The 16852-nt window shown below is 70.2% G+C and carries 15 protein-coding genes; 9 read left to right on the top strand and 6 right to left on the bottom strand.

Going from position 1 to position 16852, the window contains the following annotated elements; translation table 11 throughout:
• Positions 1-6: 6 nt before the first annotated feature.
• On the bottom strand, positions 7-1089 hold the full coding sequence (locus ACWDNU_RS23655; RefSeq protein ID WP_449670488.1) for a peptidase dimerization domain-containing protein: 1083 nt from the start codon (positions 1087-1089) through the stop codon (positions 7-9).
• A gap of 72 nt (positions 1090-1161) precedes the next feature.
• On the opposite strand from ACWDNU_RS23655, the gene ACWDNU_RS23650 reads away from it, so the two are divergent.
• Entirely contained in the window at positions 1162-2085 is a 924-nt protein-coding gene (locus ACWDNU_RS23650) for a hypothetical protein (protein WP_449670487.1), read from the top strand.
• Between the two features lie 7 nt (positions 2086-2092).
• On the opposite strand, the gene ACWDNU_RS23645 is transcribed toward ACWDNU_RS23650, so the two are convergent.
• Positions 2093-2560: a MarR family winged helix-turn-helix transcriptional regulator gene (locus tag ACWDNU_RS23645; protein ID WP_370935988.1), complete on the bottom strand. Its 468-nt coding sequence runs from the start codon at positions 2558-2560 to the stop codon at positions 2093-2095.
• 134 nt (positions 2561-2694) lie between these two features.
• On the opposite strand from ACWDNU_RS23645, the gene ACWDNU_RS23640 reads away from it, so the two are divergent.
• The 5 genes from ACWDNU_RS23640 (at position 2695) to ACWDNU_RS23620 (ending at position 8330) form a co-directional block, all read left to right on the top strand.
• Positions 2695-3882: an FAD-dependent monooxygenase gene (locus ACWDNU_RS23640; protein ID WP_449670486.1), complete on the top strand. Its 1188-nt coding sequence runs from the start codon at positions 2695-2697 to the stop codon at positions 3880-3882.
• An 86-nt stretch (positions 3883-3968) separates the two neighbouring features.
• Entirely contained in the window at positions 3969-5801 is a 1833-nt protein-coding gene (locus tag ACWDNU_RS23635; protein WP_449670485.1) for an FUSC family protein, read from the top strand.
• 71 nt (positions 5802-5872) lie between these two features.
• Complete coding sequence (locus ACWDNU_RS23630; protein WP_370935991.1) at positions 5873-6631, top strand: NPP1 family protein; 759 nt, start codon at positions 5873-5875, stop codon at positions 6629-6631.
• Between the two features lie 43 nt (positions 6632-6674).
• Positions 6675-7868: a CaiB/BaiF CoA transferase family protein gene (locus ACWDNU_RS23625; RefSeq protein WP_449670484.1), complete on the top strand. Its 1194-nt coding sequence runs from the start codon at positions 6675-6677 to the stop codon at positions 7866-7868.
• Between the two features lie 33 nt (positions 7869-7901).
• The gene (locus tag ACWDNU_RS23620) at positions 7902-8330 is read left to right on the top strand and encodes a MarR family winged helix-turn-helix transcriptional regulator (RefSeq protein WP_370935993.1); all 429 of its coding nucleotides are present in this window, start codon (positions 7902-7904) and stop codon (positions 8328-8330) included.
• A gap of 39 nt (positions 8331-8369) precedes the next feature.
• Here ACWDNU_RS23620 and ACWDNU_RS23615 read toward each other — a convergent pair whose 3' ends face one another.
• The 4 genes from ACWDNU_RS23615 to ACWDNU_RS23600 all read right to left on the bottom strand — a co-directional run bounded on the left by ACWDNU_RS23615 (position 8370) and on the right by ACWDNU_RS23600 (position 14160).
• Complete coding sequence (locus tag ACWDNU_RS23615; RefSeq protein ID WP_449670483.1) at positions 8370-9296, bottom strand: LysR family transcriptional regulator; 927 nt, start codon at positions 9294-9296, stop codon at positions 8370-8372.
• A gap of 207 nt (positions 9297-9503) precedes the next feature.
• Positions 9504-11879 (bottom strand): CoA transferase, encoded by a 2376-nt coding sequence (locus tag ACWDNU_RS23610; RefSeq protein WP_449670482.1) that lies wholly within the window; start codon positions 11877-11879, stop codon positions 9504-9506.
• Between the two features lie 22 nt (positions 11880-11901).
• The gene (locus ACWDNU_RS23605) at positions 11902-13095 is read right to left on the bottom strand and encodes an acyl-CoA dehydrogenase family protein (protein ID WP_449670481.1); all 1194 of its coding nucleotides are present in this window, start codon (positions 13093-13095) and stop codon (positions 11902-11904) included.
• 3 nt (positions 13096-13098) lie between these two features.
• Positions 13099-14160 carry an acyl-CoA dehydrogenase family protein gene (locus tag ACWDNU_RS23600; RefSeq protein WP_449670480.1) on the bottom strand — a complete coding sequence of 354 codons (1062 nt, stop codon included), beginning with the start codon at positions 14158-14160 and terminating at the stop codon, positions 13099-13101.
• Positions 14161-14378: 218 nt separating this feature from the next.
• On the opposite strand from ACWDNU_RS23600, the gene ACWDNU_RS23595 reads away from it, so the two are divergent.
• The 3 genes from ACWDNU_RS23595 to ACWDNU_RS23585 are packed head-to-tail and all read left to right on the top strand — an operon-like array spanning position 14379 to position 16763.
• Positions 14379-15563: a thiolase family protein gene (locus ACWDNU_RS23595; RefSeq protein WP_370935998.1), complete on the top strand. Its 1185-nt coding sequence runs from the start codon at positions 14379-14381 to the stop codon at positions 15561-15563.
• On the top strand, positions 15560-15979 hold the full coding sequence (locus ACWDNU_RS23590) for a Zn-ribbon domain-containing OB-fold protein (protein ID WP_449670479.1): 420 nt from the start codon (positions 15560-15562) through the stop codon (positions 15977-15979). Before ACWDNU_RS23595 ends, ACWDNU_RS23590 begins: the two co-directional genes overlap by 4 nt.
• A complete protein-coding gene (locus ACWDNU_RS23585; RefSeq protein ID WP_449670478.1) occupies positions 15969-16763 on the top strand; it encodes a crotonase/enoyl-CoA hydratase family protein in 795 nt (264 codons plus the stop codon). The genes ACWDNU_RS23590 and ACWDNU_RS23585 overlap by 11 nt, the downstream gene beginning before the upstream one ends.
• Positions 16764-16852: the final 89 nt, after the last annotated feature.

Raw genomic sequence — 16852 nt, 5'->3', positions numbered from 1 at the left:
GGAACTCTAGCCACTCCGGCGCGCGCGATCGGCGAAATTGTCCCAGGCCTGCCGCACCAGTGCGGGGTGCGCGAGAAGATCCGACGCGGTCCGGGCCAGCGCCGACGCGGTCGCGAGCAGCACTGTCCGGGCTCGCGGCGAGCCGGTCGCCTCGGCGAACGCCCGGCTGCCGACCGCGCGCACCGGATCGTGGAGCGCGACCGACGGATGGATCGTCGGCATCCGCACGCTCAGGTCGCCCACCTCGGCCCGCCCGGGCACCGCCGCCGCGCCGGACGGGGACGCGTGGATCCCGCACGCCGCGAGATGCCGGGCGAAATGCCCGGACAGCACCGGATTGTCCTGGAACCGCGCGTGAATCGGGCCGAACCGTTCGACGTTCGCCTTGGTCCCGGTCGCCATCGCGGCGCCTTCAGCAGCAGCAGTCACCTCGGTGACCACCCGGCCGAGCGCCTCCGAATCCGGCGCGCGCAACCCGAAGCGGGCTTCGGCGAAATCGGGCACCACGTCGGTCGATTCCCCGCCGTGCGTCACGATTCCCTGCACTGTCGCACCTGCGGGAAGCCGGGCCCGCAGCGCGGCGATCGCGGTGAAGACCTGCACCAGCGAGGCGACCGCGTCGGTGCTGTCCTCGGGCGCTGGGCCGGAATTCCCGTGCACGGTCACCCGCAGTTCGGTCCGCGCGGCGAGCGGCGCGGCGGCCCAGGTGTGCACGCCGGGCTGGAAAGTCAGCACCGCGTCGATCTCGTCGGCGGGGCGGTCGGTGACGACGACGGAACCGGATTGCAGCGTCCGCACGGTGGCGAGTGCCGCGCCGAGCACCGCCGCGGAGACGAGGTTGTGCCCGAATTCGCGAAGCCGGTCGGAAGGGAGCAGCAGGGCGACGCGCGGGCGTCCGGCGCCGTACGCGGCGGTGCGGCCGGTCACGTCGAAACCGGCGGCGGCGAGCGGCCCGAGGTCGGGCGCCTGGTCGTCGGCCGGTTCGCGGGACCAGGCCCAGAGCCGCTCGGCGAGCAGCTCGATCTCGTGGTCGGTCCGGTCGTGCCGGTCCTCGTCGGACTCCATGCCGCCCAGGTACCCAGCGGGCAAGGAATCGATCCCATTCGAAAGTGGGTAATTCGGCCGTGGGCGCGGCGGGGCCGGTGCGCGATGGTCACTGGCATGACAGCGGGAACCTACCGGGTGCTGCCGGCCGAGGTGTCGGCGATCGTGAAGAACGTGGAAGGCCTCGGCTCAGCGGCGTTCTCGGCCGTGCGCGACCTCGAGACGCTCGTGATCGACGCTTTGTCGTTCGCGGGCATCGGCAGCGGGGTCGCCGCGGCGAACACCTTGCTGCAGTCGAAACTCGTCTCGTCGCTCGGCGACTTCGTGAAGCTGATCGAACAGGTCAACGGCAAAGTCCAGCACGCGGCGCAGAACTACGCCGACGCCGACACCGCGGTGGCACAGGGCTACGGCGGCGGAACAGGTGGGGGAGGAGCCGGGGCGACCGGCGGCGGCGGTGCGGCTGCTGGGGGTGCCGCACCGCAGCAGCTGGACGAGCGGGTCGTCGATTCGATCATGCGGTCCGAGGGAGCGACCGGCGAACAGGGCGGAGTGCCGGAGGCGTACGGCTTCCGGCGGAACATGCACAACGGCTACGACCAGATCATGGCCGCCCGCCAGCAGTACGGCATCGGCAGCGCCGAGGAGCACGCCGTGGTCGCGCAGCTGATGACCGCGAACGCGCGCCACGCCGGGGCGCTGGAGTTCTCCGACGCGGGCACGCAGGCCGCGATCATGTCCGGCGCGCACATGCGCGGCGCGGGCGGCGTCCGGGCGATCCTGAACCACATGGGCGGCGCGGACATCGTGCAGAGCGCGCGCACCCTCGACCCGGCCGCGGTGCAGCAGCTGCGGGGCCTGTCGCCGCAGGAATTCCAGCAGCAGTTCCACGACGCCCGGATCGAGTACGACCGCGAGATCTACGGCGACACGACCACCCGCCAGAACGGGCACACGCAGAACTGGTGGGACCGCTACGGAAACGGCCTGACCCAGCGCTACGACCGCGAGCAGCAGGAGTTCCTGCGGCTGTCGCGGTAAAACCGCTTCAGTCCAAATCGGATAACCGGGCCGTCAGGTCCTCGACCAGCCGGGTCACCAGCCGGTCGAGGAGCTGGCGGTCTTCCGCTGTCCAGTCGCTCATCGCGCCGGCGAACCAGTCTTCGATGACGCCGATGTAGCGTTCGGCCGCGGCTTTTCCTTCCGCGGTCAGCTCGATCAGCCGGGCCCGCTGGTCGTCCGGGTCGGCCACGCGCCGCACCAGCCCGCGGCTTTCCAGCCCCTGCACCTGCCGCGTCACGTGCGGCCCAACGACGTTCATCCGGTTCGCGATCTCGCCGACCCGCAGCGGCGCGTCCTCGATGTGCAGGATGCCGAGCACGGTCATAGCCGGCCGTTCCAGCGGCAGCCCGGTGGCCTCGACCGCGCGCTCGAACAGCTTGCCCCGGCGCAGCGACCCGCTCAGCTCGTTCAGCCGGGGCAGCAGGTCCCGGAGCAGGGAAGGGACGGCGGACATCGCGGGCTCCTTGATTAGATACCTAAGTTAGGTATACAGTTGGCTCACCGGGATCGCGCAAGGCAGTTCCGGCCGGTCTCGAAAATGATACCTAAGGTAGGCATCTACCGCCTGCCGGGGAAAAGGGGAGAACCATGAGCAGGAGTGTGCTGATCTCGGGGGCGAGCATCGCGGGCCCGGCGCTGGCGTACTGGCTGAACCGGTACGGCTTCGCGGTCACCGTGGTGGAGAAGGCGGCGGCGGTGCGCGGCGGCGGGTACCCGATCGACATGCGGGGCCCGGCGGTCGAGGTGCTGCGGCGGATGGGGCTGGAGGAGCGGGTGCGGGCGCGGCACGTCGACACCCGGCGGCTGACGTTCCTCGACGGGGACGGCGGCGTCCTGAACAGTGTCGCACCGACCGTGATCACCGGGGACGAGTCCGGGTACGACATCGAACTGGCGCGCGGCGACCTCACCAGCGCGCTCTACGACGCGGTCCGCGACGACGTCGAGTTCCGCTTCTCGGAGTCGATCGCGACGCTGGACGACCGCGGCGACGGGGTCGACGTGACCTTCTCCAGCGGCCGGAGCCAGTCGTTCGACCTGGTCATCGGTGCGGACGGACTGCACTCGAAGACGCGTTCGCTGGCCCTCGGGCCGGAGGAGGAGTTCCACCGCTACCTCGGCTACTGCTTCGCCGGATTCACCATGCCGAACTATCTCGGCCTGTCGCACGAGGGCATGTCGTGGGCGGTCGCGGGCCGGTCGGCGTCGCTCTACGCCGCGGGCGACAGCGACCGGGACCAGGTGCACGGGTTCCTCGTTTTCACCCACGCCGACGCCCCCTTCTATGCGTTCGCCGACCCGGCCGCGCAGCGCGACCTGGTCGCGAGCCGCTTCGAGGGCTGCGGCTGGGAGGTGCCGCGGATGGTCGAGGCGATGCGCTCGGCGGACGATCTGTTCTTCGACGTGGTCAGCCAGATTCACATGCCGGTCTGGTCGAAGGGCCGCGTCGCGCTGGCCGGGGACGCCGCGCACGCGACGTCGTTCCTGTCCGGGCAGGGGTCGAGCCTCGCGATGATCGGCGCGTACCTGCTGGCGTACGAGCTGGCGGACGCTCCGCACGACGTCGCGTTCGCGGCGTACGAGAAGCGGTCGCGGGCGTTCGTGGAGGCCAACCAGGCGCTGGCGACGGGCGGGTCGGCGCTGATGTCGCCGCGGACCGAGGCCGAGGTCGCGGCGCGGAGCTCGGCGTTGCTGGCGTTGGACGGGCTGCCGGGGTCAGAGCACAGCGAGGTGCACAACTTGCTGACGCTGCCGCCGGAGCGCGCGACCGTCTGACCTGCTGCTGGCGAGTCGCTGCCCGGCGCCCGGACGCGGCGTGCGAGGCTACCCGGCGGCATTGCGCGGTGACGGAACGAGGCGGAATGAACGCGATTGCGCGCGGCGGCGGGATGCTCGCGGCGATTCTGGTGGTCGTCGGCGGCACGGCCGGGCTCGGGGTGGCGCTCGGGCTCGGCGGGACGGCGATGCTGGCCGGGCTGACCGCGTTGTTCTGCTTCATCGCCGCCACCGGCGGGCCGCTGCGGCCGGATCTGTGGCTGCTCGCGGCGTTCGCTCCCGCGGTCGTGCTCGGCGGGGCCGGGCCGCGGTTGCTGGGCGAGGTTTCGCCGGTCGCCTCGGTCGCGCTGCTCGTGCTGGTGGTGTTCGCTGCGGCCGTCGTGCCCGCGCTCGGGCCGCGGTATGTGACGGTCGGGCTCGGACTCGGCATGGCTTCGGTGTTCGGCTACGGCTTCCAGTTGAGCGGTGCGGCCAGCCCGGTGCAGATCATCAGTGCGCCGGCGCTGGCCGTCGGAGTCGTCTTCGTGCTGCGGCTTTTGATGGGCCTGCGTGACCCCGGCAAACCGACCCGCACCGCACTGGCCGACGCCCTCGCCGGACCAGACCGCGCGAGCGCGGAGCGGGCCGTGCGGTTGTGGGTGACCGACCGTCCGCGAGCGTGGCAGGCGCGAGTTCTCGCAGGCGGCGCGCGGTATCACGGCACGGCCGCGTTGTTGCGGGACCGGCTGCGCGCGTTCGACGAGGAGCAGGCAGCGGCCGTTTCCCGCGTGCTCGACGCCGCGGACGAACAGGTCGCGGCACTCGCGGAAGCGGTGCGGGCCAAGGCTGTCTCGGATCCGCCGGAGATCGAACGGCTCGACCCGGATGTCGCGCTGCCCGGGGACACCAGCGCGCTGCTCGACGAAGCCTGGGCCGGACTGTTCGCGATCCGGGAAGCGGTGCTGAATCGCGACGAGTCCATTGTGGACTTCCCAAGGCATCTCGTCCGTGAGGCCTTGCGACGCGAGGCGACCGGGGTGTTCTCGTGGCGGTCCGCGCAATTGCGGCACGCCGTCCGGTGTGCGCTGGGAATGCTGGTCGCGGCAGTGATCGCGACGTTCCGACCCGGCGACCCGCTCACGGTGTCTTTCCTGATGACGACCTTCGCGCTGATGCAGCCGGAATGGCGGGACACGCTGGCGAAGGCGTGGCAGCGCGCCGCCGGTGCCGTGGCCGGAGCCGTGGTCCTGGCGGTCGCGCTGTGGCTGTTGCCGCCGGGTGCGTTGCTGCCGCTGGGGATTGTCGCGCTGCTCGTCGGCTTCCCGTTCATGCAGGTCAAACCCATGGTGTTCAACGGCTGCATGGTGCTGATGAGCGTCGGAATGAACGCCACGACGCGACATCTGGACGCGGTTTCGGTGCTCGTGGAGTACCTGCTGCTGGTGGCGTTGGCGGTGGTGATCGGACTGCTGTTCGGCTTCGCCGCGGTGCCAGGCGTCCCGAAACCTTCAGTGGCACAACGATTTTCCGATGCTGTATCCGAGACTGGCGAACTGCTCGCGTCCGTAGCGGAACGGCTGCGCGGCGGAGGCGGACGACGCGAGGTCGGACTGCGGTTCCGCGCCGCCGCCCGAACGCACCAGGACCTGCTGAGTCCTGAACCCGGCAGCCGGGAGCCTTCGCCGGAGCAACGAGAAGCCCTGGAGGAAGCCGGGCAGGGTCTACGCGGGCTCGCCGCGTCGGCAGGCGCGCTGCTGCAGCGAGACGAACAGTCACCGACGATGGCGTCCTTCGCCTCGGCGGCTGCGGACGCGTTGGCGGGCAGTGGCGAGTTGCCGCCGCGTCCGGCCGACGTGGACGAGGAGGAACGGCTGCTGGCCGACCTCGTACGGGCTGACCTGCTCCGCGTGCATCGGGGCGCGGAGGTCCTCGCGAACTGAAGGCCGTGCGGCCACCGAATGCTTCCCTTGCGTACCTTCACCTTCTGTGCTCGCGGTGTCACCATCCGAACATGAGGAAACTCCCGATCGTGACGGTGACGGTGGCCATGGCACTGCTGTTCCCGGTATCCGCGGCGTACGCCGATCCGCCGCACAACCTGCCGCAGAACGCCAACGGGTACGAGCAATCCTTCTCGCCCGCATACGACTACGACGGCGACGGCTGCTACGCCACCCCCGCGATCGGCCCCGACGGCACGCTGGCGCCCGGCCTCAAAACCACCGGCGCGGTCAACGGCAACTGCCACGACAAGTCCGACCTGGACAACTCCCAGACCTACTCCCGGTCGACCTGCAACCACGGCTGGTGCGCGGTCGTCTACGCGAGCTACTTCGAAAAAGACCAGGCCGTAGACGGCAGCGGCCTGGGCGGGCACCGGCACGACTGGGAACACGTGATCTCGTGGATCGACCAGTCGGCGAACCAGGTCGAGTACGTGACGACCACGCAGCATTCCTCGCAGGTGACCTACCCCCGGTCGAAGGTGAGCTTCGACGGCGCCCACCCGAAGGCGGTCTACCACAAGGACGGCCCCGGCACGCACTTCTTCCGCCTGGCCGACGCTCACGACGAACCGCCGGAAAACCACTACCACGACTGGCGCTATCCGCCCCTGGTCGGCTGGGACGGCTGGCCGACGACCGCCCTGCGCGACCGTCTCATGGGCGCCGACTTCGGTGCCGCGACGATCAAGATCAGCGAAGGCCGGTACCAGGACCTGCTGGAAAAGTCGAAGCCCGCCGGCATTCCCTTCGACCCGCGCGGCTGACTTCCCGCAGCGTTCCGCCGAAAACCGGGTAATAGTAATCGGCATGCACTCGGACCCCGCGCTCCCGCTGGACGGATTCACCGTCGTCTCCATCGAACAAGCAGTAGCCGCCCCGCTGGCCACCCGCACCCTGGCCGACCTGGGCGCCCGGGTCATCAAGGTGGAACGCGCGGACGGCGGAGACTTCGCCCGGGAATACGACCACGTGGTCCACGGCACCGGCGCCCACTTCGTCTGGCTCAACCGAGGCAAAGAATCCCTGGCCGTAGACCTGAAAACCGAGGAAGGCCGCGACGCAGTACACCGCCTGATCGCCCGCGCGGACGTCTTCATCCAAAACCTGGCCCCAGGCGCGGCGGCCCGCCTGGGCTTCACCGCCGCAGACCTCCGGGCCAACCAGCCAGAACTCGTCACCGTAGACCTCTCCGGCTACGGAACCGGCGGCCCAAGGGAACAACGCAAGGCCTACGACATGCTCGTCCAAGCCGAAGCGGGCCTGATCGGCATCACCGGCACCCCGGAAACCCCGGTCAAAACCGGCATCCCCACCTCGGACATAGCCTCCGGAATGTACTGCGCGCAAGCAGTCCTGGCCGCCCTCCTGCGCCGCGTCCGAACCGGCCAAGGCGCGACAGTGGAGGTGACGATGCTCGAAGCGACCGTCGAATGGATGGGCTACGCGATGTACAGCCAGATGTACTCCGGCCGCCAGCCCGCGCGGATGGGCCTGAGCCACGCCTCCATCGCCCCCTACGACGCGTACCCGACGAAAGACGGTCAGATGCTGATCGGCGTCCAGAACGACAGCGGCTGGCGAACCCTGGTCATCGCGGTCCTCGAAGCCCCTCAACTAGCCGAAGACCCCCGATTCACCACCAACGTCCTGCGCGTGAAACACCGCGCGGAATGCGACGCGGCAGTAGCCGCCGAAACCGCCCGATGGTCCACAGTGGACCTGGACGACCGGCTGGCCAAGGCTGGAATCCCTGCCGCACAAGTAAAACAGGTCGCCGACGTCGTAGCAGACCCGCAGCTGCGCGCCCGCGACCGCTGGCGGACGATCGGCACCGAACACGCCACGGTCGACGCGCTGCTGCCGCCGGTGACGTTCGCGGACGTCGAGGCGCGGATGGGCGACGTCCCGGCGTTCGGCGCGCATACCCGTGCGCTGCTTGAAGAAGCCGGGCTGGACGCCGACGATCTGCTGAACCGGGGGATCGCCGCCGAGCCGCGTTGACAGTTGTATGGTGCATCTCTAGCATGCGGGGACATGCCGGGAGAAGACCGCGACGGCGATGCCCTGGACGCTATCCACCGCGCGATGATCCTGTTTTCCCGCGGGTCCCGGGTGCGCTCGAACGAACTGTACGAGGGGCTCGGGTTCGTGCAGTACACGATGCTGTCCTCGATCGACCTCGCGGACTGCGCGCACGCCGCGGATCTCGCTCAGGAGTACGGGCTCGATCCCTCGACCGTCAGCAGGCAGCTGGCGGAACTGGAGACCGCCGGGCTGCTGGTGCGCGGTCCGGATCCGCGGCATTCGCGCCGGCAGCGGCTCGAGCTGACCGAGGACGGGCATCGCGCGCTGGCGATTACCCGTGCGGCGCAACGGGAACGGCTCGAGGAGCGGTTGCGGGACTGGCCGCGCCGCGACGTGGCCGAGTTCGGGCGGTTGCTGACCAGGTTCGTCGAGTCCTAGCCGTCCACAGTGGACTCCCGGTGACCCGCAGCGGCTTGGTCAGCCGCGGCGGATCGGGCCCAGCTTCGAGGAAAGGTCCTCGGCGAGATCGGCCGGACGGGGCGGTCCGGCGGCGCGGTCGGCGGCCCAGGCGAGCGCGAGCCGGCTCGGTTCCCAGCCGTCCTCGTCGATCCGGACCAGCTGGAACTCCGGCGGCGAGAACATCCGGCCGATGAACGACGCCGGCGCGTAGGACACGAGGGCGACCAGCCGCCGGTTGAACACCTGCGCGGCCATTTCGAGTTCGCCGCCGCGTCCGCTGACCGCGCGGACGATGTTGCGGACGCCGCGTTTCGCGAGCCGCCGGGTCAGCGCGGCGAGGATGACCGGGTTCGGCCGGGCGAAGTCGATGACCACCTCGCGGTCGCGCAATTCCTCGATGTGGACGAGGTCGCGGCAGGCGAGCGGATCGTCCGCGCGGACCGCGATCGCGCCCTGGTACTCGGCGACAGTGCGGGCGCGCAGCCGCTGGTCCTCGACGGCCAGATGGATCAGCCCGAGTTCCAGATGCCCGGACACGAGCTTCGCGGTGACCTCGGCCGCGGACCCGGCTACCTCGAACGTCGCCGGGGAAGCGAGCCCGCTGACCGCGGTTTCGAGGTCTTCGAGCAGATCCGACGGCGCGTACGCGGTGGCCCCGACCCGGATCGGCGTGCCGTCTTCGAGGACTCCCGCCGCGATGTCCTTCAGCCCGTCGACCTGCCGCAGGATCGCCCGCGCCGGGCCGAGGAGCGCTTCGCCGAGCGGGGTGAGGCGGACCTCGTGGTAGTGCCGTTCGAACAGCGGGCCGCCGAGTTCGCGCTCGAGCAGCTTGATCTGCTTGCTGAGCGGCGGAGGGGTGATCCGCAGCCGGTCCGCCGCGCGCTTGAAATGGAGCTCGTCGGCGACCGCGACGAAGTACTTGAGCCGGGTGAAGTCGATCTCCATCGTCCAATGTCCAGCGGGGCGGGGTTTTCGGCGATCATACGGCGGGGGAGGGGAGTCCGGCCGGTTGTCGGTGCGGGCTGGGATCGGGGACGGCCGGGGCGAGCTGTGCGTTCGGTGTCGCGGGAATCCAGCGGGCGATCAGACGTCACGCTGCGCGAGCGTCCGCCCATCACCACCGGAATCCAGCGCGACAAGACCGCCGAACTGTCACCCCGCGCGCGCAGCCCGCCCGCCGCTCTCCTCCGGTGCCTCCAACACCCCGCGAGCCACCAGCCCAGCCGTCTCCGCGACTCCCAGCCCCAGCAACTCCGCGGCGATCTCGAATGTCTGCTCGCCCAGCAACGGTGCCTGCCCCACCGGCGGGTCGGCGACGTGCGCGGCATGGATCTGCACGTTCTCCAGCACGTACGGCTCCTCCGCGTACGGATGCAGCTCCTCCCGAAACGCGCGCCGCTCCCGGTACTGCTCCCATTCCGGCAGATCAGCGGCCCGCAGCATCGCCCCGGCCGGAACACCAGCAGCCTGCAGCAGATCCATTGCCGCGAACGGGGAATGCCGCTCCGTCCACTTGGTCACCGCCGCGTCGATCCGGGCGCGGGAAGCAGCCCGCCCGGACCGGGTGGCCAAAACAGGGTCGGCGGCCAGGTCGGGACGGTCCAGCACCGAGCACAACGCACCCCAATCCGCGTCGCCGCGGACGGTGACGGCCAGCCAATCATCGTCGCCGGCGGTCGGGAAGACGCCCCATGGCGCGTCGTGCGCGGGGCCGTCCCAACGGTGTCCTCGGCGGGCCAGGTCTTCGGCGGCGATCCGGCCCGCGAAGTGGCTCAGCATCACCTCGGACTGCGCGACGCTCACCGCCCCGCCCTGGGCACTGCGTTCGCGGCGGACGAGCAGCGCCAACGCGGCCAGCGCGCCGATCCGGGCGCACACGTGGTCGGGATAGACCGTGACGGCGTCACTGAACGTGCCCGGCTCACCCGGGTAGATCCACTCGCTGGTGAGTCCGGTCGCGGCGCGCACCAGCGGGCCGTAGCCGAGCCGCCTCGCCCACGGGCCGGTCGGGCCGAACGCGGAGCTGTCCACCACGACGATGCCGGGGTTGACCTCGGACAGCGTGGCCCGGTCGAGGCCGAGCGAGGCGATGACGCCGGGTTTGAAGTTGGTCAGCACGACGTCCGACTGCGCGACCAGCCGCCGCACCAGCGCCTGGCCTTCGGGATCCCGCAGGTTGACGCCGATGGCGCGTTTGTTGCGGTGCCCGGCGGCGAATCCGTGCGACATCAGGCCCGGCAGCGCGGCGCGGGAACCGTCCGGAAACGCCGAGTTCTCGATCTTGATGACGTCCGCGCCGAGATCGCCGAAGAGTCGTCCGGTATCGCCGCCGACCACGATCACGCCGAGGTCCAGGACCCGGATTCCTTCCAGCGGACGGCCTTCACCGCGACGGGCGCGAGCGGCCAGGATCGGCGCGGCGGTGACTCGCGCGCCGGTAGCCGGACCGGCGACGGCGCGGTGTCCGTCGATTTCGGTGATCCCGGCCGGAACTGGCGCGATCAGGCCGGGCGACAGTTCGGTGTCGCGGAAGAAGCCGCGGGCGGTGAGCTGGTCGGTGTGCAGGGCTTCGGCGAGCGTGCGCACCGCAGCGGTCGGCACGCCGTGGCGCTGGCCCTCGCACTCCAGCTCGGAGCGGGTGCGGTCGGCGAAAAAGCGGCCGATCGCGGGCAGCAGATCCGGTGCCGCATAACGTTCGCGCACCTGGTCGTACTTCGGGTCGGCGAATTCGGCCGGACTGCCCATCCATTCGAACATCCCGCGCCACTGCCGTCGCGACAGCAGGCAGATCCGGATATACCCGTCCTGGCAAGGGAAAATCGGGTACCGGTGGCGTTCTTCGGTGCGTCCGCGCGGAAGGTCGCTCAACGGCACTCCGGCGGCGGCGCTGCCGACCATGCCGAACGCCGGGTCCAGCGCCTGCATCGCTCCGTCGAGGACGGAGAAGTCGATGCGGTCGCCGCGCCCGGTGCGCAGCCGGCCGAGGTACAGGCTCACCGCCTGGAACGCGGCTTGCGCGGCGGCGACGTGGTACGGCAGTTCGCCGGGCGGCAGCAGTGGCGCGCGGCCGGGGATGCCGGACCGGGAGAGTTCGCCGGTCAGCGCGTGGAACACCGGGGTGGTGGCCTGCCAGTGCCGCCGGGTCGTAGCGCGGCCGAAATCGCTGATCGACAGGATGACCAGCCCGGGATGCCGGGTGCGCAGGCCGGAGACGTCGAGGAGTTCCTCGGCGGGCGAACCCGGCGGGGTGGTCTCGATCAGCAGGTCGGCGTCGGCGAGCAGCTGTTCCCAGCCGTGCGAGCCGGGTTCGGCGGTGGCGTGGGCGAAGCCGTGCCGGTCGATGGCGGTGCCGAGCGCGACGCCGTCGACGACCGGGCCGGTGGTGCGTTCGTCGGTGACGCCGGGCAGGACGACCCGGGTGACGCGCGCGCCGAGATCGGCCAGCAGCCGTCCGGTCGCGGTCATCGAGCCGGAGGACAGATCGAGCACGCGGACCCCGGACAGCGGCGGGTCGTAGGTGTCGGACAAGGAAACCAGCCTCCTCGATGGCTCAGCTGCGACGGACGGCGCGGAAGGGCAGGTCGCGGTCGATCTCGGGTTCCTTCGGCAGGCCGAGGACGCGTTCGGCGATGATCGTGCGCTGGATCTGGTCGGTGCCGCCGCCGATGGAGGTGAAAAACGCGTTGAGCGCCAGGAAGTTCACGTCGTCGGCGACCGGGTTCTCGTCCCCGGCGAGCAGCGTTTCCGGACTGGCGATGTCGGTGCGGAGGCGGCCTTCAGCGTGCAGGATGCCGGACATCGCGAGCTTTCCCAGCGACATCACCGAACTGGACGTGCCCTGTTCGGCGGCGGCCTTCGCGCGGGCGTTGTTCAGCGCGTTCAGTTCGCGCAACGCGAGCACGGTGGCCAGGTTGTCGCGGATGACCGGGTCGGCGAGGCGGCCGCGTTCCCGGGCCAGTTCGACCAGGTCGTCGGCGATCGATCCGTGCCGCGACGCCCGTGCGCCGTCGCCCATGATGGAGCGTTCGTACGCCAGCGCGGTCTGCAGCACGCGCCAGCCTTTGCCCTCGTCGCCGACCAGGTAGTCCGCCGGGATCTCGACGTCGGTCAGGAAAACCTCGTTGAAGTGCGATTCTCCGGTGATCTGCACCAGCGGCCGGATGTCGACGCCGGGCTGGTGCATCGGCACGACGAAGTAGCTGAGGCCCTTGTGCTTCGGGACATCCCAGTCGGTGCGCGCGATCAGCAGCGCGTAGTCCGCGGTTTTCGCGCCGGACGTCCAGACTTTCTGGCCGTTGACGATCCAGCGGTCGCCGTCGCGGACCGCGGTGGTGCGGACTCCGGCGAGGTCGGAACCGGCACCGGGTTCGCTGTAGAACAGGCAGGTCCGGGAGCGTTCGGTGAGAACGTCGTGCAGCAGGTCGTTCTTGAGTTTTTCGGTGCCGAACGCGAGGACTGTGTTGGCGGGGATGCTGTATTTGTCCTGTCGCGCACCAGGTGCGTTTGCGGCGTCGAACTCGGCGGCGATTACGTCGGCCAGCTCAGCCGGGTACGCGCGGCCGGACCATTCGACCGGCCAGGTCGGCACGGCGTATCCGGCGGCGACGACTTTTTCCAGCCACGCAATGCGTTCCGGCGTGGTGCTCCAGCGATCCTCGGCCGGGGCGAGCCCGGTCCATTCCGCGGCGAGCCACGCGCGGACTTCTTCGCGGAGCTGATCCGCGGCGGGCAGGGTGGTGGTCATGGGTCAGGCCCCTTTCGAGACGAGGTAACGCTCCCGGTGCAGCCGCGAGCTGCCGAACAGCTGTGCGCCGGAGCGGGCGCGGCGCAGGTACAGGTGCGCCGGGTGCTCCCAGGTGAAGCCGATCCCGCCGTGCATCTGGATCGCTGACAGAGCAACGGTTTCGTACGCTTCCGCGCACGCGAACCCGGCGAGCGCGATCGCGCCGGGACTGCCCTCTGACGCGGCGTGCCGGGCGGCGGAGGTCGCGGATTCGACGTCCAGGAGACGGTCGGCGGCGAGGTGCTTCATCGCCTGGAAACTGCCGATCGCGCGGCCGAACTGCACGCGGGTCTTGAGATATTCGACGGTCGTCTCAAAGATCTTGCGAGCGCCGCCTGCCTGTTCTCCGGCCAGCGCGATGATGGTGGTGTCCAAGGCTTTCCGCACAGCTTCCCAACCTGCCGTACCAACGCGCCGCGCTGGTGTATCAGCGAAGGTGAATTGAGACAGCCGTACGGTCGGGTCGAATACCTCCGCCGCAGTGCGGGTGAAACCGGACGCGTCGGGGGAGACCTCGAAGACGCCGATGTCGTCGCTGGTGCGCGCGACGACGAGAATGATGTCGGCGAGCTGGCCCCAGGTGACGTACGACGCGGTCCCGGTGAGAGTCCCGTTTGCTTGTACCGCAATGCTTTCGGGGGTCCACGCGCTACTGACGGCAACGGTCCCGATCGAAGAACCGTCGGCGAGCGCGGGCAGCAGACGGCGTTTGTCCTCTTCGGACCCGGCCGCGTCGATGAGCGTCGCGGTCAGCACCGAGCTGGACAGAAACGGCGACGGCAGCAGCGCCGCCCCGATTTCCTCCGACACCGCTTCGAGTTCTTCCGCGCCCAGCCCGACGCCGCCGTATTCGGTCGAGATCAGCAGGCCGGGCAATCCCAGTTCGGCCAGTTGCTTCCACAGTTCGGGGTCGTAGCCGGACTCGGTCGCCATCACGCGGCGTACGTCGGCCTCGGTGCAGCGGTCCGCGAGCAGGTCGCGCACCGCCTCCCGCAGCTGTTCGGTTTCCGCGGCGCTGATCGCCATCGCCGGACCGCCTTTCCCGTCGTCGGGTCCCGATTTCCATGCTGGGCGCGGAAAACGGCGATGTACATCACGGATTCCGACACCGGCAGGTTTCCGCAAGGGACATCAGGGCACGTGTCGCGGGCGCTCATCTGCCGGTGTCCCGACCGGTCGTTTACGCCGCGTCAGCGGGATGCGAACGTGGAGGTGCGACCACCGGTCGGGAACGGAGTGCGACGATGACGAGCAGGCGGGAGACCCCGGCGCGCCGGAGGGCGGCAATCGCCGGCCTCGGGCTCACTGAGCTGGGAAAAGTCTACGGTCCGAGCGCGCGGCAGTTCGCCGCGCAGGCGGTCCGGCGAGCGGCGGACGACGCCGGGATCGGGCTGTCGGACATCGACGGGCTGCTGGTGTCCGCCGGAACGACGCCCGGAGTGGACCTGAGCCTGCAAGTCGACTTAGGACTGCGCGACCTGCGCATGTTCACCCAAATGCAGGCGTTTGGCTCGACGGCGGGCGCGATGGTGCAGTACGCCGCGATGGCCGTCGAGGCGGGCATGGCCGACACCGTCGCCTGCGTGTTCGCGGACGCGCCGCTCAAGCAAGGCAAAGCGACCGGCGCGGCCTACGGCGGCCGTCGCGTGACCCCGACCGGCTGGGGAAGTCTGCTGGGCTCCAGCGGTTTCGCCGGGCCGAACTCGTTCTACGCGCTCGCCGCGCGACGGCACATGAAGACTTACGGCACCACGAGCGAGCAGCTCGGCGCGATCGCGGTCGCCCAGCGCGCGTGGGCGGCGAAGAACCCGCTGGCGCAGCTGCGGGAGCCGATCACCCTGGCGGATCATCAAGCGTCCCGGTTCATCGCGGAACCGTTCCACCTGCTCGACTGCTGCCTGGTGTCGAACGGCGGCGCGGCCGTGATCGTGACTTCGGCGGAACGAGCGGCAACGATGGCCCAGCCTGCGGTCCAGGTGCTCGGCTGGGGACAGGCGCACCCGGGGAATTCCTTCCGCCGCAACGACAATCTCGGCCTCGTGAGCGGCGCGGCGCAGTCCGGTCCGGCGGCGATGGAGATGGCCGGAGTGACCATCGAGGACATCGACGTCGCCGAAATCTACGACTGCTACACCTTCACCGCGCTGCTCACCCTGGAGGACTACGGGTTCTGCGGCAAGGGCGAAGGCGGCGAGTTCGTCGCGACGCCGGGCATGCTCGGCCCGGACGGCAAGCTCGCGGTGAACACCGGCGGCGGCCAGCTGTCGTCGTACTACCTGTGGGGCATGACGCCGCTGTCCGAGGCGATCATCCAGGCCCGCGGCCAGGGCGGCGAACGCCAGGTGCCGAAGCACGACACCGTGCTGGTGTCCGGCAACGGCGGCATTCTGGACCACCACAGCACGCTCGTGCTCGGAACGGAGGGATGACAGTGCGGATCAATCCAGTCGCCCGCGACGAGGAGTCCGCGGCGTTCTTCGACGGCACTGCGATCGGCGAGTTCCGGCTTCTGCGGCGGCGCAGCACCGGCGAGTACCTCGACCCGCGCACGGTCCCGGACCCCGACGACGATCTGGAGTGGACGCCCGCGGCGGGAACCGGCACGGTGGTGTCGTGGTCGGTGGTGCACAAGCGGGCGCGCGACGGCGGCGAGCCGGAACGCGTGGTCGTCGGCATCGTGGAGCTGGCCGAGGGACCGTGGTGGTGGTGCCGGCTCGACGCCGACCCGGACGCGGACCTCTGGCAGCTGCCGGTGCGGGCAGTGTTCGTGCCCTCCGGTCCCGATCCTGACCACGAGAAGGTGCCGGTCTTCGCACCGGCGGAGGAGGCAGACCATGCCCGATGACGCTCCCGCCGCACTCGTCGAACAGCGCGGACACGTCCTGGTCGTCACGCTCAACCGGCCGCACGCGATGAACGCGGTCAACGCCGAGCTGAGCGAACTCGTCGGCACCGCGCTGGAGCGGGCCGAACAGGATCCGGAAACGCGCGTCGTCGTGCTGACCGGCGCGGGGGAGCGGGCGTTCTGCGCCGGAGCCGACCTGAAAGCCGTGTCGCGCGGCGAATCGCTCGCCGCGCCCGGTCATGCGGAATGGGGCTTCGCCGGCTACGTGCGGCACCCGATTTCGAAGCCGACGATCGCCGCGGTGAACGGGTTCGCCCTCGGCGGCGGCACCGAACTCGCGCTGGCCAGCGACTTGGTGGTGGCGGCCGAATCGGCGAAATTCGGCCTGCCCGAGGTGAAACGCGGCCTCTTCGCCGCCGCCGGCGGGGTGTTCCGGCTGCCGAGGCAGATCCCGCGGAAGATCGCGATGGAGATGATGTTCACCGGCGAACCGCTGGACGCCGCCCGCGCGGCGACGCTGGGGCTGGTGAACCACGTGGTCCCGGACGCCGACGTGCTGACTGAGGCATTGGCGCTGGCGGAGAAAATCGCCGCGAACGCGCCGTTGGCGGTGCAGGCCAGCAAACGCGTCGCACTGGGCATTGTGGACGGTGCGATCTCGGCCGAGGACAGCGACTGGGACAACACGCGTGAGAACGCCGTCGGGGTCATGACGAGCGAGGACGTCCGCGAGGGGACGCTGGCGTTCGTCGAGAAGCGCGCGCCGGTTTGGCGGGCTAAGTAAGCGTTCTGTACTCGGGGAAACGCGCTCTGTTCGCATCGGGTACGTGAGGGAATCAGAGTCAATGAGGGTTCCCCTCACGTACCGCCCCG

Source organism: Amycolatopsis sp. NPDC003676 (assembly GCF_053587275.1).
The sequence above is the reverse complement of the archived record's forward strand: the minus strand, read 5'-3'. Positions and strand labels throughout refer to the sequence as shown.